General features: G+C 43.8%; 20 protein-coding genes and 1 pseudogene. 9 read left to right on the top strand and 12 right to left on the bottom strand.

The genetic code is table 11. The features are described 5' to 3' along the window. Window positions 1–23 precede the first annotated feature (23 nt). From OSCIL6407_RS0100005 to OSCIL6407_RS0100020, 3 genes are all read right to left on the bottom strand, one after another. On the bottom strand, window positions 24–2,522 hold the full coding sequence (locus OSCIL6407_RS0100005) for a serine/threonine-protein kinase (RefSeq protein WP_019486777.1): 2,499 nt from the start codon (window positions 2,520–2,522) through the stop codon (window positions 24–26). 1,108 nt (window positions 2,523–3,630) lie between these two features. Next, on the bottom strand, window positions 3,631–4,686 hold the full coding sequence (locus OSCIL6407_RS0100015; protein ID WP_007357226.1) for a YheT family hydrolase: 1,056 nt from the start codon (window positions 4,684–4,686) through the stop codon (window positions 3,631–3,633). A gap of 108 nt (window positions 4,687–4,794) precedes the next feature. Then, window positions 4,795–5,175 (bottom strand): hypothetical protein, encoded by a 381-nt coding sequence (locus tag OSCIL6407_RS0100020; RefSeq protein WP_007357227.1) that lies wholly within the window; start codon window positions 5,173–5,175, stop codon window positions 4,795–4,797. Window positions 5,176–5,245: 70 nt separating this feature from the next. On the opposite strand from OSCIL6407_RS0100020, the gene OSCIL6407_RS0100025 reads away from it, so the two are divergent. After that, complete coding sequence (locus OSCIL6407_RS0100025) at window positions 5,246–5,869, top strand: hypothetical protein (protein WP_007357228.1); 624 nt, start codon at window positions 5,246–5,248, stop codon at window positions 5,867–5,869. Window positions 5,870–5,901: 32 nt separating this feature from the next. On the opposite strand, the gene OSCIL6407_RS0100030 is transcribed toward OSCIL6407_RS0100025, so the two are convergent. From OSCIL6407_RS0100030 to OSCIL6407_RS0100045, 4 genes and pseudogenes are all read right to left on the bottom strand, one after another. Continuing rightward, the gene (locus OSCIL6407_RS0100030; protein ID WP_007357229.1) at window positions 5,902–6,582 is read right to left on the bottom strand and encodes an SRPBCC family protein; all 681 of its coding nucleotides are present in this window, start codon (window positions 6,580–6,582) and stop codon (window positions 5,902–5,904) included. An 18-nt stretch (window positions 6,583–6,600) separates the two neighbouring features. Then, window positions 6,601–7,179 (bottom strand): annotated as a pseudogene (locus OSCIL6407_RS30115) (baeRF3 domain-containing protein); the annotation flags it as partial. 188 nt (window positions 7,180–7,367) lie between these two features. Continuing rightward, entirely contained in the window at window positions 7,368–7,646 is a 279-nt protein-coding gene (locus tag OSCIL6407_RS0100040) for a photosystem I reaction center subunit PsaK (RefSeq protein WP_007357231.1), read from the bottom strand. 149 nt (window positions 7,647–7,795) lie between these two features. Beyond that, a complete protein-coding gene (locus OSCIL6407_RS0100045) occupies window positions 7,796–8,011 on the bottom strand; it encodes a chlorophyll a/b-binding protein (RefSeq protein ID WP_007357233.1) in 216 nt (71 codons plus the stop codon). Window positions 8,012–8,377: 366 nt separating this feature from the next. Here OSCIL6407_RS0100045 and hflX point away from each other — a divergent pair, with 366 nt between their 5' ends. The 4 genes from hflX to gshB all read left to right on the top strand — a co-directional run bounded on the left by hflX (window position 8,378) and on the right by gshB (window position 12,706). Beyond that, window positions 8,378–10,180 carry a GTPase HflX gene (hflX, locus tag OSCIL6407_RS0100050; protein WP_071592432.1) on the top strand — a complete coding sequence of 601 codons (1,803 nt, stop codon included), beginning with the start codon at window positions 8,378–8,380 and terminating at the stop codon, window positions 10,178–10,180. Between the two features lie 422 nt (window positions 10,181–10,602). Then, window positions 10,603–10,920: a PEP-CTERM sorting domain-containing protein gene (locus OSCIL6407_RS0100055; protein WP_007357235.1), complete on the top strand. Its 318-nt coding sequence runs from the start codon at window positions 10,603–10,605 to the stop codon at window positions 10,918–10,920. Between the two features lie 193 nt (window positions 10,921–11,113). Next, window positions 11,114–11,371: a glutaredoxin 3 gene (gene grxC / locus OSCIL6407_RS0100060; RefSeq protein ID WP_007357236.1), complete on the top strand. Its 258-nt coding sequence runs from the start codon at window positions 11,114–11,116 to the stop codon at window positions 11,369–11,371. Between the two features lie 372 nt (window positions 11,372–11,743). Further along, on the top strand, window positions 11,744–12,706 hold the full coding sequence (gshB, locus tag OSCIL6407_RS0100065; RefSeq protein ID WP_007355132.1) for a glutathione synthase: 963 nt from the start codon (window positions 11,744–11,746) through the stop codon (window positions 12,704–12,706). Between the two features lie 101 nt (window positions 12,707–12,807). On the opposite strand, the gene OSCIL6407_RS0100070 is transcribed toward gshB, so the two are convergent. Further along, on the bottom strand, window positions 12,808–13,809 hold the full coding sequence (locus OSCIL6407_RS0100070; RefSeq protein ID WP_007355133.1) for a peptidoglycan-binding domain-containing protein: 1,002 nt from the start codon (window positions 13,807–13,809) through the stop codon (window positions 12,808–12,810). A 663-nt stretch (window positions 13,810–14,472) separates the two neighbouring features. On the opposite strand from OSCIL6407_RS0100070, the gene OSCIL6407_RS0100080 reads away from it, so the two are divergent. Then, window positions 14,473–15,276 (top strand): TPM domain-containing protein, encoded by an 804-nt coding sequence (locus OSCIL6407_RS0100080; protein WP_007355134.1) that lies wholly within the window; start codon window positions 14,473–14,475, stop codon window positions 15,274–15,276. Window positions 15,277–15,379: 103 nt separating this feature from the next. After that, the gene (locus tag OSCIL6407_RS0100085; protein WP_007355135.1) at window positions 15,380–16,009 is read left to right on the top strand and encodes a precorrin-8X methylmutase; all 630 of its coding nucleotides are present in this window, start codon (window positions 15,380–15,382) and stop codon (window positions 16,007–16,009) included. 34 nt (window positions 16,010–16,043) lie between these two features. Here the strand turns inward: OSCIL6407_RS0100085 and OSCIL6407_RS0100090 are convergent, their stop codons facing one another. After that, window positions 16,044–16,364 (bottom strand): Txe/YoeB family addiction module toxin, encoded by a 321-nt coding sequence (locus OSCIL6407_RS0100090; RefSeq protein ID WP_007355136.1) that lies wholly within the window; start codon window positions 16,362–16,364, stop codon window positions 16,044–16,046. Then, a complete protein-coding gene (locus OSCIL6407_RS0100095) occupies window positions 16,348–16,644 on the bottom strand; it encodes a type II toxin-antitoxin system Phd/YefM family antitoxin (RefSeq protein ID WP_007355137.1) in 297 nt (98 codons plus the stop codon). The genes OSCIL6407_RS0100090 and OSCIL6407_RS0100095 overlap by 17 nt, the downstream gene beginning before the upstream one ends. A 108-nt stretch (window positions 16,645–16,752) precedes the next feature. On the opposite strand from OSCIL6407_RS0100095, the gene OSCIL6407_RS0100100 reads away from it, so the two are divergent. Together OSCIL6407_RS0100100 and OSCIL6407_RS32040 are read left to right on the top strand one after the other, a co-directional pair. Further along, a complete protein-coding gene (locus OSCIL6407_RS0100100; RefSeq protein ID WP_019486783.1) occupies window positions 16,753–17,679 on the top strand; it encodes a hypothetical protein in 927 nt (308 codons plus the stop codon). 44 nt (window positions 17,680–17,723) lie between these two features. After that, window positions 17,724–18,830: a transposase gene (locus OSCIL6407_RS32040; protein WP_019486784.1), complete on the top strand. Its 1,107-nt coding sequence runs from the start codon at window positions 17,724–17,726 to the stop codon at window positions 18,828–18,830. Between the two features lie 530 nt (window positions 18,831–19,360). Here OSCIL6407_RS32040 and OSCIL6407_RS0100115 read toward each other — a convergent pair. Together OSCIL6407_RS0100115 and dapB are read right to left on the bottom strand one after the other, a co-directional pair. Beyond that, the gene (locus tag OSCIL6407_RS0100115) at window positions 19,361–20,074 is read right to left on the bottom strand and encodes a hypothetical protein (protein ID WP_007355937.1); all 714 of its coding nucleotides are present in this window, start codon (window positions 20,072–20,074) and stop codon (window positions 19,361–19,363) included. A 61-nt stretch (window positions 20,075–20,135) separates the two neighbouring features. Continuing rightward, the gene (gene dapB / locus OSCIL6407_RS0100120; protein WP_007355938.1) at window positions 20,136–20,963 is read right to left on the bottom strand and encodes a 4-hydroxy-tetrahydrodipicolinate reductase; all 828 of its coding nucleotides are present in this window, start codon (window positions 20,961–20,963) and stop codon (window positions 20,136–20,138) included. Window positions 20,964–21,145 lie beyond the last annotated feature (182 nt).

A 21,145-nucleotide genomic window follows, 5' to 3' on the forward strand; every position in this document is an offset into this window, starting at 1 on the left:
TGCTCCCCCGCTCCCCCGCTCCCTTACTGCCGCCACAGCTTGATCGTATTATCCTTGCCCCCACTAGCGATAGTCTTACCATCGGGGCTAAAAGCAACCGTGTAAACCTCATTAGAATGCCCTGTCAAACTATTCAGTAAGACTCCACTCCTTAAATCCCAAATCTTAATCGTTTTATCCTTACTCCCACTAGCAATAGTCTTACCATCCGGGCTGATAGCAACAGATACGATTTCCCCAGAATGACCGTTCAAAGTCCGAATTAACTCCCCAGTAGCCAGATTCCAAATCTTAATAGTCCGATCGTAGGAACCGCTAACTAATGTTTTTCCATCCGGGCTAATTGCAACCGACCTCACCTGATCTGAATGACCATCAATAGTATTAATCAACCGACCAGTTTCTACATCCACAATTGTAATCGTCTTATCCTTAGAACCGCTAACCAAAGTTTTCCCATCTGGACTAATAGCAACCGAATAAACATAATCGGAATGATCCGGCAAATTGTAAATTAAATCCCCAGTTGCTACATTCCAGGTTTTGGATGTCTTGTCGCTGCTACCGCTAGCTAAAGTTAGTCCGTCAGGAGCGATCGCTACAGACCAAACCGCAGCATCGTGATCGACAGTACGCACTAATTCCCCCGTTTTCAAATTCCATAGTAGAATTCTCCAGTAAGAAGTGCCGGCTGCTAGCCGCGTCCCATTCGAGTTAAAAGCAACAGACCAAATTGCCGATGAATCTCCATCAAAACTGCGGATCAGATTCCCCGTAGCTAAATCCCAAATCTTAATCGTTTTGTCCTTAGAACCGCTAGCTATGGTCAAACCATCAGGACTAAAAGCAACAGCTCCAACTGCATTGGAATGCTCAGCAAAATTCTTAACTGTTACGTTTTTCCAGTTAGTACCATCCTGGCATTGCTTGACAAGGAGTTGAGCATCTGCATAGCGACTAGAACTATTATTAACTTTTTCTCCCTGGTTGATACACTCCTGATAATTGCTCTCTTTATAAAGAGCATTAATTGTATTAAGTTGTTGCGATTCTTGCTGGCGGCGTTGCTGCAACTTCTGCCACTGAAGATAGCCGTAAATAGCAGCAACTACAGCTAAAATAGCAGCAATGCTTGCCCCAATTAAGTAAGGATTTATTCTGCGATTTTGTGGCTGCGGTATAACTGTAAGATTCCGATTTATTGGCGAAACTTGTCCGTTAGATATCGCTTGTGGTAGACCATTGTCTGCTATCCGCGACCCTGGAGGATAAAATCTCCCTGGTGGCTGGTCAGAACTCTGCTTGGGCTGTGTAAAACTTAAAATTAGGTTCTGTAATTTGACGAGTAAGGATTTGGGGAGGACGCGACTTTCGATTAATTCTATATCTTGATCTGTGAGCCCTAAAATTTGCTGCAAGCGTTTCAATTCGTCACGAGTATCCTTGGCAAAGGGATATTCCTGCTGCATCGATTCAACTAAAGCCTGCTCGTACTGCTGCGCCTTATCCTTGAATTTTCGGTAAGGGTTTAATACTTCGTCTTCAATGGCATCTGCTTCTTCTGGCAATAGTTCTAGACTGTTTCGCAGTTCGGCTAAGATTTTGCGGCCGACAATTGAAATTTCCCCTCGATGGCTAGCGCGGCGCTCTACTTCTTCCCGATATATGGTAATTTTAGGAACTCTAGTTCGAGAGCGATCGCTAACTCTTTTGAGATCGGCTACAGCTTCCGCAGCAGACTGATATCGCTGGTGAAAATCGTAGCGTACCATGTTGTCTAAAACATCTGCCAGCTCTTGACTAACTACAGCTAAATGTCGCCAAAATATTTCGCCCCCATGAGGATTATCGCGATCTCGCAGTTTTGGTAATTCATAAGCAGGCAACCCCGTAAGGGCCTGAATTCCGATCATCCCTACTGCATAGATATCGCTGTTTAATTGTGGGTTGTATTGAAATTGTTCAATTGGCATATATTCCAAGGTGCCAATCCGAACTGTAGCCGGCTTTTGACCGCGATCGAGGTTAATTTCTTTAACTGCTCCAAAGTCGAGCAAAACTAATTTGCCATCTGACTGCCGCCGGATTAAATTTCCTGGTTTAATGTCTCGGTGAATCACCCCGTGTCCGTGTACGAACACGAGAATTTCTAAGACTTCTTTCAATAGCCTGACAACTTGCTCTTCCGACAGCGGTTTTCCTGGTAAAATCTCGCTGGCTAAGGAATAGCCGGGAATAAATGCTTCTACTAAGAAAAATTCTTGATTTTTCTCAAAGTAAGCAAATAACTGAGGGATTTGTTCGTGCTGGCCGAGCTTTTCTAGAACTTCTGCTTCTTTTTCAAACAGGCGGCGGGCAGTCTCGATTAGTTTCGGATCGTTACTTGCAGGCCGCAGATGCTTGACAAAACATTGCGGTTCCCCAGGGCGGCGAGTATCTTTAGCTAGATAAGTTTGTCCAAATTCTCCTGTTTCTATGACTTCAATGATTTGATAGCGTCCGTCCAAAAGTTGGCTAACCATGAAAACAACCCAGCTCTTTTTTGGTTGATGGTGGCATGAAAAATTTTCGCTGCCGTTGGTTGATGTTTTAGGAGAGAGAAAAGCGCCAATGCGATCGCACGCCATCGGCAGAGTTATCTAGATGCTTTGAGTTGAGTTGAGGCGGCGACTCATTTACCTTCAAGCATTTGAGTCAATTTCCAATTCTGGAATTTAGGCACTACAGGTAACAATTCTCCTGCCATTGCGTAACGCCCCTAGTTGGAAGTGCGGCGGTTCGCCCTCCGCAGCTCTCTCCAGTGACAAACTTTCATCTGTAATTAAACGAGCACAACCCTGGTCTTGTAAAATACCTCTAAGCCGACGAATTATTGTTACCAGTTTATTGTCAAACTCAATTATGTACTAGATGTGGACAGACTAGATTCTACCACAACGCGCCTTCTGCGATCTAGTTTTGTGTCTGCCCGTCTAGCGATCGCTCAACGGACACGGTTTTTCTCCACAAGCTCACTAGCAGGCTAAGGCTAAGGGAAAAGGCTATTGCTGGTAAGCTTTCTGGGAATTAGGATCTTACTTTTTATAAAGAAAATGCTGAAAACCCCTGAGAAACAGCAACGCAGTTGCGTTATGCAGAAGAATTTAGGCTGAATTCTGGCTTTGGGTTTCTTTTTCAAATTGTTTCCATCTCTACAAAAATTGCTTTTCGCTTTATTTTTTCAATATTTGCAAAGCTTGATATGCCAAAAACAAGAAACCCAAAGAACCCAAAGCCGTGACTCCTTCTACTATTAAATCGGCTGTCAAAAATTCACCCATAACAGTGTCCTCCTACAATTAATTGCGATTTTTGATTGGGATTGAAAAAATCTAGAAAAACTTATGTTTTTAGTTTTTCCTTGTCTGGTCTATCGATTATAGCAACCGCCACGACAGTTAAGACATTCTTAATTCCTACCAGCATAGATTCTCAACCCTTCTTCCCCGATCGTCATAGTCCCTAGCCCCCTGTCTCTAGCGATCGCACTCCTGAGTCTTTAGAGTCGCCGGGTTTTTATACCATTTTCCGATCAAAAATGATATCACAGCTACTAGATAATTAAATCCTTTTTTCTGCTGCTATTTCATCTCAATTAACAGTCAATGTGTCGAACCACTGTAAAATCCGATTCCAGGCCCACCAGCGATCGCGATCGGCAAATTGATGCTGACAGCGTTTACTACTGATATACCCGACATGACCACCGTAGGCTGTCAGCACTAATTCTAAGGCTGGATTGTTGGCACTAATGGCTTGCAACTCAGAGACAAGAATGGGGTCAAACATCGGATCGTCCGCTGCATACAGGATAAAAGTGGGTTTTTTGAGGTGAGGCAAAATGTGTAGAGCGCTGCTAGCGTCATAGTATTCTTCTACAGAGGAGAAACCTAACCGCCCAATGACCAGTTCATGGTCAAATCCCCAAATGCTATTGGCGCGTTCAATGGCCGCCGGATCGATCGCCCCTGGATGTGATGCGGCGATCTGTTTTGCTAGTTTTTTTAACTGTCGGGCGATCGCTTTTTCTAAAAATTTCCCCCATTCATCTTTAACCAGATAAGACAGAGAACGGTTCGAGTCTAAACTGGGACAAATCACCGCCGCGCCTGCTAGTTCTGACTCTTCGAGTCCTAAATCAGGCCCCCAATCTGCGATCGCCTGAGCTGATTTTACAGCCCACAATGCTAATTGTCCCCCCAGGGAATAACCCGTGAACCAAAAAGGGGCGGGACATCCCATCTCTTTCGCAGCCGCAGCAATCCGAACGAAATCTTCGCCTTCGTATAGACCATCAGAAGTCAGCGTAGGAGAAAGTTCGGCAGTTTTGCCGTGAGCTCGCCAGTCAAAGAATACCACTGCACAGCCTTGGGAATAGGCTTTACGACCCAGTAGCCGAAGAAACCATTGATTATCCAGATCGCCAGTAATCCCGTAAGTGCCAACAATGGTATATCGGGGATTTTCGGGAATCGCAACTAGACCGAAAATCGGTACTCCACAAGCACCAGTAAAGATATGTTCTTGGTAAGGGGGCTCTGGATCGGAGATCGTTTTTTCCCAATGGCGACTAGCCCTTAATGCGCCGTACAACGTCATTAATAGGCCATTGTTAAGCAGCCAAGGTGGAGTATAGCCAATGGTCATAAGTGGATGTCGAAAATATCTGTCTCGTTGGTGGAATACTTTTACTGGACAGGTTGGTTATTTTAGCGAATAACCCTGGAAAAAGCAATGTTTTTTGAGTAAATGCACTCAAAGTCCTAAACTTTGCCCTTTACTATCTCCTGACTTTGACGGCCAGCGAACCGTCAGAATTATAGAATCTTCCTCAGCGAACCAATAATGAGACACACCCGGACACCAAAGAGCATAATCACCTTCACCAGAAAGCAAGACCTCTGACTCTGGAAATTGAATCCGAAATCGCCCTTTAATTAAAATAGAAAGTGTAGTAGCTTCAGTATTTACAGCCCACTGAGTTCTACATTCCCCTGCTTTATGAGTCCCCCATTTTACCTCTAAAACAGACGTTGAGCGAGGATCGTCATTAGGAGTTATAAAGTGACCCGCGAACCAACCTCCGCGACTTATACCTTCAATACCAGCATTTCCAAAAACAACTTTAGGCGGCATCAGCAAACCCTTCTCCGAGCGGGTAATTTATATTATAATAATATAAACCTGATTTAATTACTCAAACCAAATGAGCGAGTTCCACTGGTCCACCATCTTAATAATATCTCTAATTGTAATTGGTAGTGGCATCACCGGAGCTTTAATTCAAAGAGCTATTTCTACTTTTAAGAAGCGCACGCAAACAATTGGTCGCAGAGTTGATATATTTCCTTCCTTTGATGATACTTTGGGGACATTATGCCACAGCACAGACATCAAAATTTCTGACGGAACCACAGAATATAGATACAAAGAATTACATATTGTTCAAATTCAATTGACCAATCAAGGCAACTACAGTTATGATGACTTTAAATTTGGCATCTCTTTATCAGAGGACAATCTTGCCGTCTACATAGAGGCGCAAGTACCTAACCGCCACCATCAGGTAGAACAACTTACACCTGTAAGCTTTTCTGAACCTAAATCACAAATTGACTTGCTTTTACGCCCTCTTAATAAAAAAGGCACTTATACGCTGCGTTTGTTGATTTTAGTTCCTGAAGGAAGCAAAGAGACAGGCGAGATTCAATTTAGCTCACCTCTCGACATTGAATTTGTCCACTTACCTACCGCCACAGAAGTTCTAGAAGAAGCAGTCCGTTCAACGAATATATCCTTTGGCCCTTTTAGCGTATCTTTCCCTAAATAATCAATAGTCCCCCTATATGTAAACTCCACTACTTACCTACGGCCCGAAGATTGGCCTTCCACAGTAGCAATTTCGCCAGTTTCCATTATTTGCTTAAAGCGACGCAGATCGTCACCGATTTGCTGTTTCGGTTCTTCACCAAATAACTTAGCAAAAGCAGCAGTAATTGCACCGCCTGGGGGATTGTATTCAATGACAACTTTTACCTCTGTTCCTTGCCCTGTGGAAGCGGGTTGAAAACGCACAAAACCAGAATTATCAACATCTGCGCCTTCAACTGAGGCCCAAGCAATTAATCGGTTTTCCTGTTCGTTAATAATCTCCGCATCCCATTCGATGCTATTATCCATCGGTGCAGATGCAATCCAGTGGGAACGCTTGTCATCGATTACTTTCACAGATTTAAGGTGCTTCATGAAATGCGGCAAATTTTCAAAGTCCCGCCAAAAACGATAAAGTTCTTCAGGAGATTTATCAATTGTCACCGTCTTTTCAACTTTGATATTATCCATATTTTCTGCTGACTGTACTACATTTCCTCCACTGACACCGTGATAAGCTAAACCGCCACCTGCGATCGCCACCAAAGCGCCCCTCAAAGAACGTTGAGACAAACCGTAAAGAACCAGCGCCCCACCCCCAATTAACGATGCCCACCGTTCCTTATCGCCGCTATTACTAGCATTTTGTTGGTCTGAAGTTGTTGATTCCATTGCTTTAACTCCTATAAATTAATAACGAAAGATCGCAGCTATTGGTGCTGCTTCGGGGACTTTTTCAGGCGGAACAGCGTAGACAGTACCGCCGTTCAAAATTGTTTGAATAGCCGCAGAATTCAATAAATCTCGATCGCCGGCTTCCGCTTCTGAGTGAACTTGCGCCTTACCCGTTTCAGGATTAAAAGTACCCCATTTCTGAACGCCCATCGCCACAAATAATCGATCTACTCTTCCAAAATAAGCAGCCGAAAGAGTTTCATTTAAATCCGCAGAAGTTTTTTGAACTCCGGCAAGTTCCCGATATTGTTCGATCGCCTCTTCCTGTACCTGGGAAAACAAAGGTTCCACAATCGGCAGAGCTTCCGCCTGTAACTCTTCTGCCTTCCAAATTTTAGGATTTCCCGTCAGCCCTTCAGCAACTAGATGCTGGTAAGTATTTGCTTCTCGGTAAATCGGAAACAAATATTCTACTCCGGCTAGCACTAAGGGAGCTTTTTTGCCGTGTAAATGTTGGTGCACAGCCCGATCGATTATGTGGAAGTATTGCAGAATATCTTCCTGCTTCTTGTCGCGATCGGGACTTCCTTGCCCGTGAAAACTACCATAGAAAGTAAAGTGAGCCTAGTTCTGCTATTGAAATCGCTAATTTATCTTGGTCTGCACCCTGTCCTAGAAGAAGTTAGCAGGGTGCATTAAGCGCACCCTACTTTATAGCGTCTAAAGTCCTTATGAGTTTTCGGCTAAAAAGCCACATCTTCAGTAGCTTTTTTGCTCTCTTGCTAGATAACTTGGCTGTTATTGAGCCCCATAATTACGAGTACCCCCAGGAGATGACCCGCACTCATTGATGCCAAAAATGCAGGGACGCTAATATTATTGAAAAGCTCAGGAAAGGGTAGAGGCATTTTCGGCCCGACGTGGGGATGCCAAATTACACGGCTAAGAACGAACAAAGCCAAGAGATTGCAAATAAACATCACCAAGGGTTTTTGCCAATCACCCAATGCGCTGTCGCTAACAGCCGATTCTATTACTGCTAGTAAGTTTGAGTCGATCATGATTATTTCTCCTTCCTTACAAAATGAAAAAACTGTAACTAACTATGAAATGTTTGAGACAGTAGGGCTTGCCTAGCGTTAGATTTTTTTAAACTATCTGGCAGTTTTAGTATTTCCTAAAACTGCCAAATTGCAAGTAGAACCGATGATTAGCTAGGCAGAGGTAGATTGGGAAGGAAGTGTAGGACATCGCGCAGCACGCTATATCCAGCAAGATCCCACAGCAGATAAGCTAGGAAACCAATCATGGCTAAGCGACCGTTCCAAAGCTCTGCTTGGGGAGTAAAACCAAACAAGAAAGCATTGCGATCTTTCTCGTTATACGCATTAGCAACTTTGGGTAAATAGCTAGGAGGAGTTTCCATGATTTACATTCCTTTACATTCATTACTTTTACATAGTAGCCACCTAATTCCTGCACGGCTATCTGCCTTTAGGCTCAAAATCCACACAATTCTAAAGGATGACTTGAAAGATAATTGATAGTGATAATTTATACGGTAGGCGTAACTAGATGTGCTATTTGCAAAAAGGTAGTAAAATGTTATAAATAAACTTGAGATCGATCGTGCTACCCGACAATTTTTTTATTAAAATATTAACTAGACTTAGGCACTGATAAGGTAACGCCGTCTGTGTGGGAGTAAAGGAACGACCTATATTGGCGGTTAAGGCAAGAGGTTTGCCTAAGTCATACTTTAAAATAAACTCGATTTTCAGAGGAAAGACCTATCGACACTATCTACGGCAACCTCCAAGGTTTAAAGAAAAGCCAACTCAAGCAACTCGAAAAACTTTACCACCAGAGACTTCCGGGCGATCGCCTCGCGACACCGGAATTTGCTCAACGTGCTGCTGCTATCAGCACAGAAATTGACCAGCCTGTTTGTGCCTACGTCAACCGCCGGGGACAGGTGATTCGCGTTGGTGTGGGTACGCCTCGCCAAACCCAAATCCCACCCTTAGAATTGCCCCGCTATGGTCAAGGTCGTCTCAGCGGTATTCGCTGCATTGCTACCCACCTGAAACCGGAACCGCCTGGTGAAGCTGCACTTACGGCAATGGCAATCCAACGCTTAGATGCTTTGGTTTGGCTAACGCTTACTGGTGGAGGCTTTCAGCGGCGAGGGGGCGGCGGTGCTGGTTACATCAAAGAAACCTATCTGGCCCACCTAACGCCGGAAGGGGAGCGGGGGAGCAGGGGAGCGGGGGAGCAGGGGGGAGCGGGGGATATTGCTCCTGTACTTAACACTCAAAACCGCGAAGGGTTGCCAGAAACAGACCAATCTCTTAAGGCTCAAAATTTCTTTTGGAGTATGTCAGCGCCTTTAAGCTTGGAGGTTTTAGCTGAACTTGACTTTCAGGAGTGGGTAGAAGCGATCGAAGCTGAGTTTGAGCGGGAGTTTGTCGCCAAGCAGGTTGATGTAGACCAGGATAAGGTGCTGGTGGTGGGGATGATGACTCAGGATATGACCCCGCAACAATTTGAGGACGGACTGCTAGAATTGACTAGCTTGGTTGGTACAGCCGGGGGTCAGGTGTTGCAAACGGTGAAGCAAAAGCGATCGCGCCCCCATCCTCAGACAGTCGTAGGCGAAGGAAAAGTCGAAGAAATCGCTCTGAGCGCTCAGACAGTCGGCGCTAACTTAATAGTATTCGATCGCGATCTTTCTCCGGCACAAGTACGGAATCTAGAAACCAAAATCGGTATCCGGGTTGTCGATCGCACGGAGGTAATTCTAGATATTTTTGCCCAGAGAGCTCAATCTGGCGCTGGTAAATTACAGGTAGAACTCGCCCAGCTAGAATACAATTTACCGCGACTGACCGGTAGAGGTCAGGCGATGTCTAGGTTAGGAGGTGGGATCGGTACTAGAGGGCCCGGCGAAACGAAACTGGAAACAGAGCGACGGGCGATCGCTAAACGCATCTCTCGCTTGCAGCAAGAAGTTAATCAACTGCAAGCTCATCGTTCGCGGATGCGCCAGCAACGGCAACACAGAGAAGTACCCTCAATTGCGATCGTTGGTTATACCAATGCCGGTAAATCGACACTGCTCAATGTACTTACTAATGCAGAAGTTTACACGGCTGACCAATTATTTGCAACGCTTGACCCCACCACGCGGCGGTTAGTGATTGCCGATGCCGTTACAGAAGAATCCCTGTCTATCGTACTTACGGATACGGTGGGATTCATCCACGAACTACCCCCCGCTTTGATCGACGCATTCCGGGCCACTCTAGAAGAAGTCACAGATGCCGACGCTCTACTGCACGTAGTGGATCTCTCTCATCCAGCTTGGCACAGTCAAATTCGCTCTGTGATGACGATTTTGACTGAAATGCCCGTCACTCCGGGGCCCGCCTTGGTTGCTTTCAACAAAATCGATCGCGTAGACGGGGACACTCTGCGGCAAGCTCAGGAGGAATTTCCCCAAGCCGTGTTTATATCCGCCGCTAAGGCTCTAGGACTGGAAACTCTGCGTCAGAGACTAGCTCAGTTAATTTATTACGTAGCCTACCCTCGGTAAATACGTATAAATTTAATCGGGGGGTCATTGACAGGATGAAACTTACGTATATATACTGAGGACAGATGTCTGCAAAAGATGAGAGGATCGGGTAGGGCATCTTCAATTCGATCTGAACTACAACTTGGCGGCATTAATTTCAGGTAAGCCATGTATAATTGATTATGAGGAGGGTTGTGTGAAAATATATCCCTGGGTGGGCTGCTAGCAGCGAGAGATTGTTAGAATAGAGGGTAAGGACTGCCAGGGCAAAGCAAAGATGATGAGGGTATGCAGGGGACAGCCGAAACCGAAAAATTAGTTTCACCTTTCTTGTCCGCGATCGCAAACACACAGCGCTGTGACAGCCCTTATCAATTGGAAAACAACTTTGTTGCATTGTATTTATTGTTATCCTATTGCAACTGTTTAATTAACTAATTATGTCTACGCTACTGGCAAAACTAACTTGTGGACTCACTGCCGCTGCGGCAGTTGGGTTCTACTACCTAGCCGCAGCCCCTCCAGTTTTAGCGCAAGTTAACATTTGTGGGCCTGGCAACTATTCAGATGCCTGTGCATCGGATAGCAAAACCACCTCTAAGTCCACTAATACCATCACGGATGTTTATACAACTCAAGCATTGAACCAAGACTCAACTTCCGTTCCCGAACCAAGCACGGCGATCGCACTGCTGATGACAAGTGCGGCTATAATTTACTCTGCAAAAAAGCGAAAGCAGCTCGATCGAGACCACTAGACAGTAACGTTTTACCTCTAAAGCGGGACTGTCTATTTCACAGCGGCAAATTTTATAGTTCTTCCCCCTAAAGTAAACAAAATAATCTTAAAAATAAAGTTATACCTAGCCCGTAAGTAGTAACTGTACATTAATTTCATATTCCCCTGGTTAAGATTAAAATTAAGAAATATTGCTAATGTTTGAGAAACTTATGACTCCTAAAGTTGAAATTTACACTTGGAGAACCTGCCCCTTTTGCATTCGAGCCAAGTCACTGCTCAAGCAAAAAGGGATAGATTTTATCGAGTATAGCATTGACGGAGACGAAGCAGCGCGGAGTCAGATGGCAAAGCGGGCACAGGGAAGAAAATCCCTACCTCAGATTTTCATCAACGACCACCATATAGGCGGCTGCGACGACATCCACGCCCTTGAAGCTCAGGGTAAGCTAGATCCCCTCTTATCTTAGTTTGACACTCCCCGGTCTGAAGACGCGGGGATTCTTAAGACTTTCCAGCCTTAATATCCCTATTGCTAGGGTTTCCGGGCGCAATCCTTTTGCCCAAAAAGGCGGTCTGCTATCCTTGCCTTGCAGCAAGCTCCTCGGTCGTGACTTTCCTCCAGTCCGGGGGTAGGTTTTAACGTCTTTTACTGACGATTTAATCGTTTTATCCATCCTACATAATTGTGAGCAATTACCAATTATAGAAGAAGGAGCTAGAGGCTAGGGACTAGGGGAGGATGGGAGAGATGGGGAGGATGGGTAATTACCAATTACCAATTACCAATTACCAATTACCAATTACCAATTACCAATTACCAATTACCACTAACAACATCAATGAAATTTGCATTCATCATCGATCCCCTCCAACGGCTAATTCCAGGTCACGATACCAGTGTGGCATTAATGGAGGCAGCACAAGAACTTGGGAACGAAGTCTGGGTCACTCAAGCAGAAAATTTAAGCGTAATTGGTGGCAAAGCTTGGGGGCTACTGAGCCGTGTAGCCCTAACACCAGTACAATTAGTAGAGGGACATTGGGTAGCGGCTGAAGTTTGGTACGAACTAGAAAAGCCTACTTTGCAACCCCTTGAGGCGATGGATGCAGTGTTTATGCGGACAGATCCGCCAGTAAACATTCCTTACCTTTACGCTACTTATATTCTCGACTGTATTGATCCAGAAAAAACGCTGGTAATTAATTCCCCTAAAGGGCTAAGAAGTGCCAATGAAAAGATGTATGCTTTGCAGTTTGTAGAGGCAATACCAGAAACAATTGTCAGCCAAAATAAACAGGTAATTAGGCAATTTGTCGAGGAAAAAGGGGCAGCGGTGCTGAAGCCTTTAGGCGGTAAAGCAGGTGAAGGAATTTTATTTATGGAGGGACGCGATCGCAACTTTAACTCCTTGATTGAAATTAGCACTCAACAGGGACAAGTACCCGTGATGGTTCAGACTTATTTGCCAGAGGCAAAAGAAGGAGATAAGCGAATTATTTTGATGAACGGTGAACCTATTGGTGCTATAAATCGTATTCCCACTGGCAATGAATTTCGCGGGAATATGGCAGTGGGTGGTAGAGTTGCTAAGACAGAAATTACTGAGCGAGAATATCAGATTTGCACTCAGTTAGCGCCAGTTTTACAAAAAGATGGTTTATTTTTTGTAGGAATTGATGTGATTGGCGGTTATCTTACAGAAATCAATGTCACCAGTCCTACTGGTCTGCGGGAAATTGATTTATTAGATAATGTTTGTTTGGGCAAAAAGATCGTTCAATGGGTAGAGAAGACTAAATAAATTATGTAATTATTGTAGGGGCAATTCCCCTGTGGTTGCCCCGCATCTTTGGGGTAAGCACGGAGACTGACCTCTACAATTTTTGTACTTAGCAACTTGGTTTACCTGGATACAACACGAGGTACATAGAGAGGAGCTCCATAAGGAATAGGAACATTTCCAGCAATGATATTCCGCAAAGCAATTTGTACGCTAGGTGTGGCAATACCATCAGCATAAATTCCCATACGCTGCTGGAAACGTTTCACTGCATATTCAGTGTCATTCCCAAATACTCCATCAATAGCGCCAGGAGTAATGCGTAGACGTGCCAATTGATTCTGAAGTTCTCTAACCGCAGGGCCACGACTATTTCTTCCCAAGGTGAAAAGAGTAGTGAAACCTTGTCCGATGGGAATTGTTGAGGGAGGAGTAATAGGAGGGTAAGAATAGGAAATTTCCCTGATCCCCAGATCTATAGCAGCTAGGGTGGTACTGTCTGCACAGCCAGTAGGTACGAGGTTATTAGCTTGCTGAAAACGAGTGACTGCACTAAGAGTGCGCTCGCGGTATTTGCCATCAACAGCACCATAAAAGAAGCCAAGAGCTTTTAACTTTTGTTGAAGGAAAGTTACGTTTTTATCTCCAAAACGGAACCCCTGACAAGTTCTAATCGTTGTGCTTGTATTTGGAGCTTGACCTATTGGAGATGAGGGATAGGGGTTGTAACCTTGTGTGGGTGTAGGATAGGGCCCCAAACCCAGGTAATAGAGGGTCAAATTGTCAGCTATGCCGGTCGCCGAGAGTCCTCTCGCTAGCTGAAATTGCCTAACAGCTTCTTCAGTGATGCTGCGATAGTAGATAGTTGGGGTTGTACCTATTGGGAAGTAACCCTGTGCTTGCAATCGCTGCTGAAGCGCTCTCACCTGTTCGCCGTTAGATCCTGGTCTGATCTCAGCATTAGCTGAGCTAGCTATGCTCAAAACTGATAATACCAAAGCCAGAGATAACAAGGGGATGTAGGTCTGGCTAGATAGCTTTTTCCAATTCAATCCCTCAAGCAATTTTGGCTCCGTAGGGCTTTCCCAGACAAGAGCAAGTTCAAGGTAAGCAAATGAGTCCATAAATTTTCCTGCAAAAATTTGGCTAGTGGATATCTGCTGACTCAAAAATACAGAGTTTTTGAGCTGCTACTTATCTGTCAATGTCTTGCCCTACCTTTTTATGCAAAAAATCGGTTTTTGTAAATAAACTTTACAAAACTGGCGGAGGATTGGTACTCTCACGCCTGAAGGCGGTGGGATTCTTGAATCAATGACCGAAAGTAAGCTCCTAACTTTTGACACTGAGAGGGGTAAAGCCCATAGGGGGTATGCTCTAATATTTTATTTGCTTATGGTCGAAAATCAAATAAATTACGTAAGTTCGACGCAGGCGATCGCACACCTTACAAGCTATAGCAATCGCTTTCGTCGTTTAGGGGCTAGGGGCTACGATGCTCAGGGCTAGGAAAAGAAGGGGAAGAGCGGATTAGGGGCTAGAAGCTAGGGCTGGAGAAGAAGAGATTTTTTGATTCTATCCTAATCAGTAATTCCCTTATTTCCCTAGTCCCTAGCCCCTAGCCCCTAACCCCTACTTCCCTAGCCCCTAGCTATATTAGAAATCCCTTCTATTCCTCAACGCTTTCTAGTAAAGTAAACAAATGTAAAGAAATATTAGTTTTCTGCGATCGCTTGGTTAAGACAACCAATTTACCTAAATCCTTGACAAATACACCAAGATCTGCTATGCAACAGCTTTTACCGCAAAGATTTTTAGCATCAATTGCTGCGTTGTTCCTAGTTATCTCAGTTTGGGCGATCGCGCCCGCAGCCTGGGCCTACAACAACCCCGATTTGCTGCCTGAGACTCAGACACCGATAATTGATTTAGCCAAAGCCCTGACCGAAATTCAAGAACAGACGCTAGCTAAAGATTTAGAGCAGTTTGAAGCTGAAACGGGCTGGAAACTGCGAGTTTTGACTCAATACGACCGCACACCTGGTCTAGCGGTCAAAGATTATTGGGGGCTAGATCAAAAAAGTGTCTTGCTAGTTGCCGATCAGCGGGGCGGCAACCTGCTTAATTTTAACGTTGGAGATGATCTTTACCCCTTGCTACCGCGAACCTTTTGGGTGGAGTTGCAAACTCGCTTCGGCAATCAATTTTTTATCCGAGACAACGGCGAAGACCAATCTATCCTCGAATCCTTAGAATCAATTAAACTTTGTTTGCGCCAGGGTGGTTGTCGCGTCGTTCCCGGTTTGCCACGCGAACAATGGATTTTGACTCTGATTACTTCCGTACTCGGCGGCATAATCTGCGGATTTGCGGCACATCCGCGCAAACCCGGACAAATTGTAGCTTGGCAGTGGGCGTTGATTTTCTCTCCGCTGTGGGGCATTTTGTTTATCGCTTTCGGCATTGGCCCGGTGGTATCCCGTACCTCCGAGTGGCTACCACTGCTGCGGAATGTAGCTGGTTTCCTGATTGGGGCTCTGGCAGCTTTTTTAACTCCAGTCTTGAATCAGTCTTCGGCTTCTGAAAGGTAATCAGTTGTCGATCGCCAAAAGCTGATAAGCTAACGGTTAACGGTTAACAGTTAACAGTTAACCAATAACAATAGCTGAAATCTGAGAGGCGATCGCTATTCAAATGGAATGGCACGTAACCGATGCCCAAAGTCTGGGAATAATCGATCGCGAAATTGGCGATCATGTCTTGTCGCCGGCGGAGTACGAAATTGTCCGCCGCGTGATTTACACTACGGCTGACTTTGAATACAAGTCTCTGATCCGTTTTTCTGACCACGCTTTACAGGCGGGGGCGGCGGCATTAGCGGCGCGGACTACTATTGTTGTAGATGTGCCAATGGTGCAGGTGGGGATTACGCCCCAGATCCAGAGCACTTTTGCGAATCCGGTATATTGTTCGATGGAGGCTTTAACTCGGCCTCAGAAGGAAAAAACCCGTGCTGCTTGGGGCATTGAAACTTTGGCCCGGCGGTATCCAGAGGGTATTTTTGTGGTTGGTCAGGCTCAAACGGCGCTGTCGGCGTTGGTAGATTTAATTGAGTCTGAAGAAATTCGGCCTGCTTTGGTGATTGGTACGCCTTCGGGGTTTGTGGGGGTAGATGTGGCTAAGTCAAGGCTGCATGATTCAATGATTCCTCATATTCGGATTGAGGGGCGTAAGGGATCTGCGGTGGTGGCTGTGGCGATCGTTAATGGGTTGGTGGATTTGGCTTGGCAGGCCTATGGCCAAGAGGGGAATAGTTTGGGTTAGGGTTGTGACGGGTTTAAAGCAATAGCCTAAATTCCTAATCTTCGTAGTGATAGCGAGCTTGGAGAAAATCAATCCGATTCTCGCTGACTAAGTAGATTATTCTATGTTCTTGGGTAAGCCTTCGCGACCACGTACCCGCAGCCAAATATTTTAGGGGTTCTGGTTTGCCGACACCTGTTAACGGATCGCGCACGATCGCCTCTACCAATTTTAAAAGTCGGAGGGCAACTTTGCGATCGACTTCCACCCAATAGGCAAGGTCTTCTAGGAATTTAGGCTGAAAAACTGCATCACGAACAGAGGTTTGCTCCGGTTCAGGCGTTTCTTCTGGCTGTTGTTTACGCTTCTTCGCCAAGTTCCAACTCCTGCCGTAATTCTCTGAGAGTCTGAGGTTTGACAGTTTTAGCTTTTGCCTGTTCCAGAGCGCTTAACAAGCGATCGGCATTTTTGGGCGATCGCAGCAGGTATACTGTCTCTATTAAGCTTGCCAATTCGTCAGCGGCAATTAACGCTACATTTTCGCCGTCTTTGCGGGTGATGATGATGGCATCGCGATCGCTTATGACTTGTTCGCACAGTTCATCGAAATTCGCCTGAGCTTCAGTATAGGTTACTTGGGTTTGTGTGAGTGACATGGTTTTTGGCTTCCCAATACTAAGGATATTATAAGGGCGATCGGGATGTTTGTAATTCTTCTTGTTGAGTTATAATGAAATTCCGTATTTCCCTATTTTTCCGTAAATATGAGACTAGATGCAATTTTTATCCGATTCTATAAATCTTTTAACGTCGATCATCATCGGCAATCCTCCGCTACGGACAATCAACCCACCAACTCCGAAGAAGCCAATAAAAACATAAAAACTCTTCCGTGGGAAATAATTAAGGCAGATGGTAACGACCTATGGTTCCCTTTCATTAAAGTCCCTATAGAGCCGCAAATTACGGCTGTTGTGGGTGCTAATGAATCAGGTAAATCACACCTGCTGACCGCGATAGAAAAAGCAATTACTGGATGCGATTATAAGGGAAACAAAATCTCCGCGTCCGATTTTTGCCGATACTCTGACAGATTTCTCATCACGGCTGATAAATCACGTATTCCAGATTTTGTTACTGAATGGTCTGACGTTTCTCAAGAAGAAGCTGAGCAAATCAAGAAATTCTCTGAAATTCCGAAAGCTCAACAATTTAATAGATTTTTATTGTTCAGGAAAAATATTGATGAATTAATAATATATCTACCTGATGAACCCAACCCACATCCAGTAAAATCAGATTCTCTTAAAGAATTTCAGAAGATACTACCAAGAACTAGAAGACTGGATACTACTACAGCTCTCCCAGATAGTGTACCGATTCAAAAATTAGTGGAAATCATCAATAAAAAGCCTGAAGGTACAGGATATGAACTATTATCTTTCGATCGCAGAACAAATGTTAGGCTTTTGCTAGATAAACTAATAGAACATTCACCGTTATTGAAAACTTTATTAAAAAAATCAGCTCCTCCAACTCAGGCATCTAATGATGATGACAAGAAGGGATATGAACTAATAAACAATCTTTTAAAAGAACTTGAAGATTGCTATAAAAATACAGACAGCCAGGACTCAAATCAAGAAAAAGAAATAAAACTTGCCTATGATATCCCTAGTTTGTCACTCTAGGAAGAGTAAAATAGAAAGAGAAGTCTAAATGGGAGACACAGACTATGATACAGCCCAAAATTCCACAACCTACCATTAGTTTCATCGATCAATATTGTGAGAGTTATCAAAAAATATTTCCAGAAGTTAGAAGCTATGAAGCCTTTAAGCAAATTATTATGGGGATTTTGACACCAAGCAAGAGAAAAAGTTTAGTAACACTCTCTAAAATAATTGGATTAAAAAATAGTCAATCATTGCATAACTTTTTAACACAATCTCCCTGGAAATCGGAAGAATTAAGAACCCAGAGACTAAAAATTATCTTTAACTGGTTAAAAGAAGAAGCAATTGACATTATTATAGATGAGACCGGAGATCCAAAAAAAGGAAATAAAACTGAATATGTAGCTAGACAATATTTAGGAAGGCTAGGAAAAGTAGACAATGGGATTGTAAGTGTCAATATTTATGGAGTTAGAAGAAGTAATCATGGAGTCTGGATGCCAGAGGGGGAGGAAGTTAAACAGACTTCTTGGCAAGAATTTGACCGAATATTAAGTAAAGGTCAACAACAAAAAAGATATGTGTGTGAGATAATATTTGGTCACAGGAATAAATATACTTATTGGTATCTAACAACTGATCCCGAAACATTACCAGTCAATAGTACATCTTATGTAATGACTAATATTGACAAAATTAAATATCAAGATGTAGGCAATATTTATGGAGAAAGAACTTGGATTGAATATGGATTTAGACAAAGCAAATCTGAATTAGGTTGGTCGGACTTTCATGTAACCAAATACAATGATATTGCTAAATGGTGGGAATCTATTTGTTGTGCTTTTCTATTGGTTAGTATGAGGGCTATTTCAACTCAGTCTTCGGAATTATCTAACTTATCAAGTTGTCAATCTGAACTAAATAGTTATCTAGCTGAACATCCAGACTGGGATTTCAATCAAGGCTGGAAATCAATGCTAAATAATATGCAATTACTATTATTGCCACTATTAGCCCTCAAATTAGTAAAACCTTGGTTGAAGGTTTTTGAATCTCCTTTATTAGTTAGTAGTTTTAATACTTTAATTAGTCTGGTTAATCTCTGTGCTAATGCTTTAACAGGGACTAAATTAAATGCTTTTCACCAATTTTCTTCTGCCTAGAGTGACAAACTAGGGATAACCTTGATGCGGAACTAATTAGAAAAGGGGTTGAAGGTATCCGAACCGATTACAAACTTGAGACGAATCTAACAGAAAGGATTGAGAAATATGATAACTTTAAAAAAGCTGTCAAAGGCTTGAAATATCAGGGAGAAAAGAAAGCCGCAGAAATTGCTGAGGAAAGCTAAAAATCTAAGTAAGAAAGAAGAAGGAAAGAGAAAAATGCAATCACAGTAAGGATTTCAGTGATTTAATATGAGTTCGATTTATGCGATCGCGACAAAACAGGGGACTATTGTAAATAGCACTCGGTAGATATTTTTAGATTTGAGGTAACATTTTGTCTATCTAATTGCAGGAAAAGCGATCGCCCTTCCCTCACCGAAGCGCGATCTCACTAATAAACTTCCCTGCGATGAGCAATAATAGTTACAACCACCTGCTTTTGCTTATCATCAATATAATAGCGCTTGCTGAATAAGTTAAGAAAAAGCGCGTAGGCGAAGCCAGCCGAAGGCATCGCTTCCAAATCAATAATCAAGGCGCGATCGCATCCTCTCCCCTCCCCTTTCTTCACTCTCATCTCTCCCTCCCCTATCTCTTTTCTTTTTCAACTGACGACTGACTTCTACAAACACATCCCGCCGTAAGTAAGGATAATCGCTTACCCAGATATTTCGACTGGGAATGTAAATATCTGAAACCTTAGAAATACGGCTTAAATCTTCTTCATTTGACATTACTAACATTAAAGCAACTTGACCCGGTGCAATCTCCTGGTGAGTGCGGTTAATAAGTGCTTTAATTTTAGTAGTAAATTCTGTCTTATCTCCTACTTCTACATTAATCATCCGCTCTAAATTGTCTACAATCACAAGCTGTCCTTTGCTGTTAACAGTTTCTTCTTGACTGCTGACTTCTTCTGTGATATAAACATCTAAAACTCGTCCTTGCCAGAAACCGCAGTATTTATATTTCCGGCATTGTAGATTTCGCAAACTTGCCGATAAAACCGGGCCCCAAAGCCAGTAAAGACCAGCAATAAGTCCAAAAATTAAAACTACTGCCCCGCCATCTTCCCACGCTAATTTATAAACTAATAGCATGAAAAGTACGCTGACTACAGAAATTAATAGCCGCTTCAAAAAATCTGAGGGTTTACCCCAAGCATATTTGTATTGAGCAGCGGTAGCAACGGCGGGAATCAGTTCTTCAAAGGTTTGTCGAGTTAATGGAACTAGCATAATTTTTTTGTTAACGGTTAACGGTTAACTGTTAACAGTTAACCGTTAACCAATAACCAGTTTACAATATTTTTTCTAAACCATAAACCAAAGATTTGAGTTCCAGTACCTTGCGGATGGCCAAGAGAACTCCGGGCATATAGCAAGCGCGATCGCTCGTATCGTGACGCAAAGTATAAACTTGACCGGGGCCGCCAAAAATCACCTCTTGGTGGGCAATTAAACCAGGTAAGCGAATGCTGTGAATGCGAATACCCTCATCCGCTAAACTTCCCCTTGCACCTGGTAACTTCTCAGTTTCCTCCACAAATGGGGGATTAAAAGTTTTCCCCATTTCTGCTAACATTTGAGCAGTTTGAATTGCCGTACCGCTGGGTGCGTCTGCCTTTTGGTTGTGGTGAAGTTCGATAATTTCTACATGATCGAAATATTGGGATGCTGACAGCGCAGCTTGCTGAAGCAAAACCATACCGATCGAAAAATTAGGGATAATTAAACAACCGATGCTAGCTTTATCCGCAAACTCAGCTAAATCTTGAATTTGTTCGGGACTCAGACCCGTAGTACCAACGACGGGACGAATACCGTAGGCGATCGCAGAGCGCACATTCTCATAAACTGAATTTGGGTGCGTAAAATCCACCATCACCCCTAACTGTTTTTCTTGACCCGCTAACGCTAGCATCCCTTGCAAATCATCCGTCAGAGGAACTTCCAATGCACCGCACCCCGCTAGTTCCCCCGCATCCACGTTAAGAAACTCAGGAGAGCGCTCTATAGCCCCAAACAGCGTCATATCCCCAACTGTTGCTACTGCCTTCACCACCTCACGGCCCATCTTGCCAGCAGCACCGTTAACAATCACCGGAATCGGAAGTTGACTCGCCATAATTTCCCCAATATCCTTACACTCGACAAAGGCATTTTAAACTGATACCATTTCTTTTTTGAGATGTTACAGAAGAAATTATCTAAAACATCTTCCCGCCTGAAACTTAAAATCCGCCCATCGGCACAAGTTGAAAGTTGGGGCCCAGGGAAAGAGCGAATACACTTAATCAATAATTAGGA

The sequence above is a fragment of the Kamptonema formosum PCC 6407 genome, from assembly GCF_000332155.1.
GTDB lineage: Bacteria > Cyanobacteriota > Cyanobacteriia > Cyanobacteriales > Microcoleaceae > Kamptonema > Kamptonema formosum.

What these genes read in the sequence shown, in the direction of transcription:
- OSCIL6407_RS0100100 (WP_019486783.1), top strand. Translation starts at nt 16,753, where the DNA reads ATGAGACTAGATGCAATTTTTATCCGATTCTATAAATCTTTTAACGTC.
- OSCIL6407_RS0100015 (WP_007357226.1), bottom strand. Translation starts at nt 4,686, where the DNA reads ATGACCATTGGCTATACTCCACCTTGGCTGCTTAACAATGGCCTATTA.
- OSCIL6407_RS0100080 (WP_007355134.1), top strand. Translation starts at nt 14,473, where the DNA reads ATGCAACAGCTTTTACCGCAAAGATTTTTAGCATCAATTGCTGCGTTG.
- dapB (WP_007355938.1), bottom strand. Translation starts at nt 20,963, where the DNA reads ATGGCGAGTCAACTTCCGATTCCGGTGATTGTTAACGGTGCTGCTGGC.
- OSCIL6407_RS0100055 (WP_007357235.1), top strand. Translation starts at nt 10,603, where the DNA reads ATGTCTACGCTACTGGCAAAACTAACTTGTGGACTCACTGCCGCTGCG.
- OSCIL6407_RS0100115 (WP_007355937.1), bottom strand. Translation starts at nt 20,074, where the DNA reads ATGCTAGTTCCATTAACTCGACAAACCTTTGAAGAACTGATTCCCGCC.
- OSCIL6407_RS0100025 (WP_007357228.1), top strand. Translation starts at nt 5,246, where the DNA reads ATGAGCGAGTTCCACTGGTCCACCATCTTAATAATATCTCTAATTGTA.
- grxC (WP_007357236.1), top strand. Translation starts at nt 11,114, where the DNA reads ATGACTCCTAAAGTTGAAATTTACACTTGGAGAACCTGCCCCTTTTGC.
- OSCIL6407_RS0100020 (WP_007357227.1), bottom strand. Translation starts at nt 5,175, where the DNA reads ATGCCGCCTAAAGTTGTTTTTGGAAATGCTGGTATTGAAGGTATAAGT.
- OSCIL6407_RS0100095 (WP_007355137.1), bottom strand. Translation starts at nt 16,644, where the DNA reads ATGTCACTCACACAAACCCAAGTAACCTATACTGAAGCTCAGGCGAAT.
- OSCIL6407_RS0100005 (WP_019486777.1), bottom strand. Translation starts at nt 2,522, where the DNA reads ATGGTTAGCCAACTTTTGGACGGACGCTATCAAATCATTGAAGTCATA.
- OSCIL6407_RS0100040 (WP_007357231.1), bottom strand. Translation starts at nt 7,646, where the DNA reads ATGATCGACTCAAACTTACTAGCAGTAATAGAATCGGCTGTTAGCGAC.
- OSCIL6407_RS32040 (WP_019486784.1), top strand. Translation starts at nt 17,724, where the DNA reads ATGATACAGCCCAAAATTCCACAACCTACCATTAGTTTCATCGATCAA.
- gshB (WP_007355132.1), top strand. Translation starts at nt 11,744, where the DNA reads ATGAAATTTGCATTCATCATCGATCCCCTCCAACGGCTAATTCCAGGT.
- OSCIL6407_RS0100030 (WP_007357229.1), bottom strand. Translation starts at nt 6,582, where the DNA reads ATGGAATCAACAACTTCAGACCAACAAAATGCTAGTAATAGCGGCGAT.
- OSCIL6407_RS0100085 (WP_007355135.1), top strand. Translation starts at nt 15,380, where the DNA reads ATGGAATGGCACGTAACCGATGCCCAAAGTCTGGGAATAATCGATCGC.
- OSCIL6407_RS0100070 (WP_007355133.1), bottom strand. Translation starts at nt 13,809, where the DNA reads ATGGACTCATTTGCTTACCTTGAACTTGCTCTTGTCTGGGAAAGCCCT.
- OSCIL6407_RS0100045 (WP_007357233.1), bottom strand. Translation starts at nt 8,011, where the DNA reads ATGGAAACTCCTCCTAGCTATTTACCCAAAGTTGCTAATGCGTATAAC.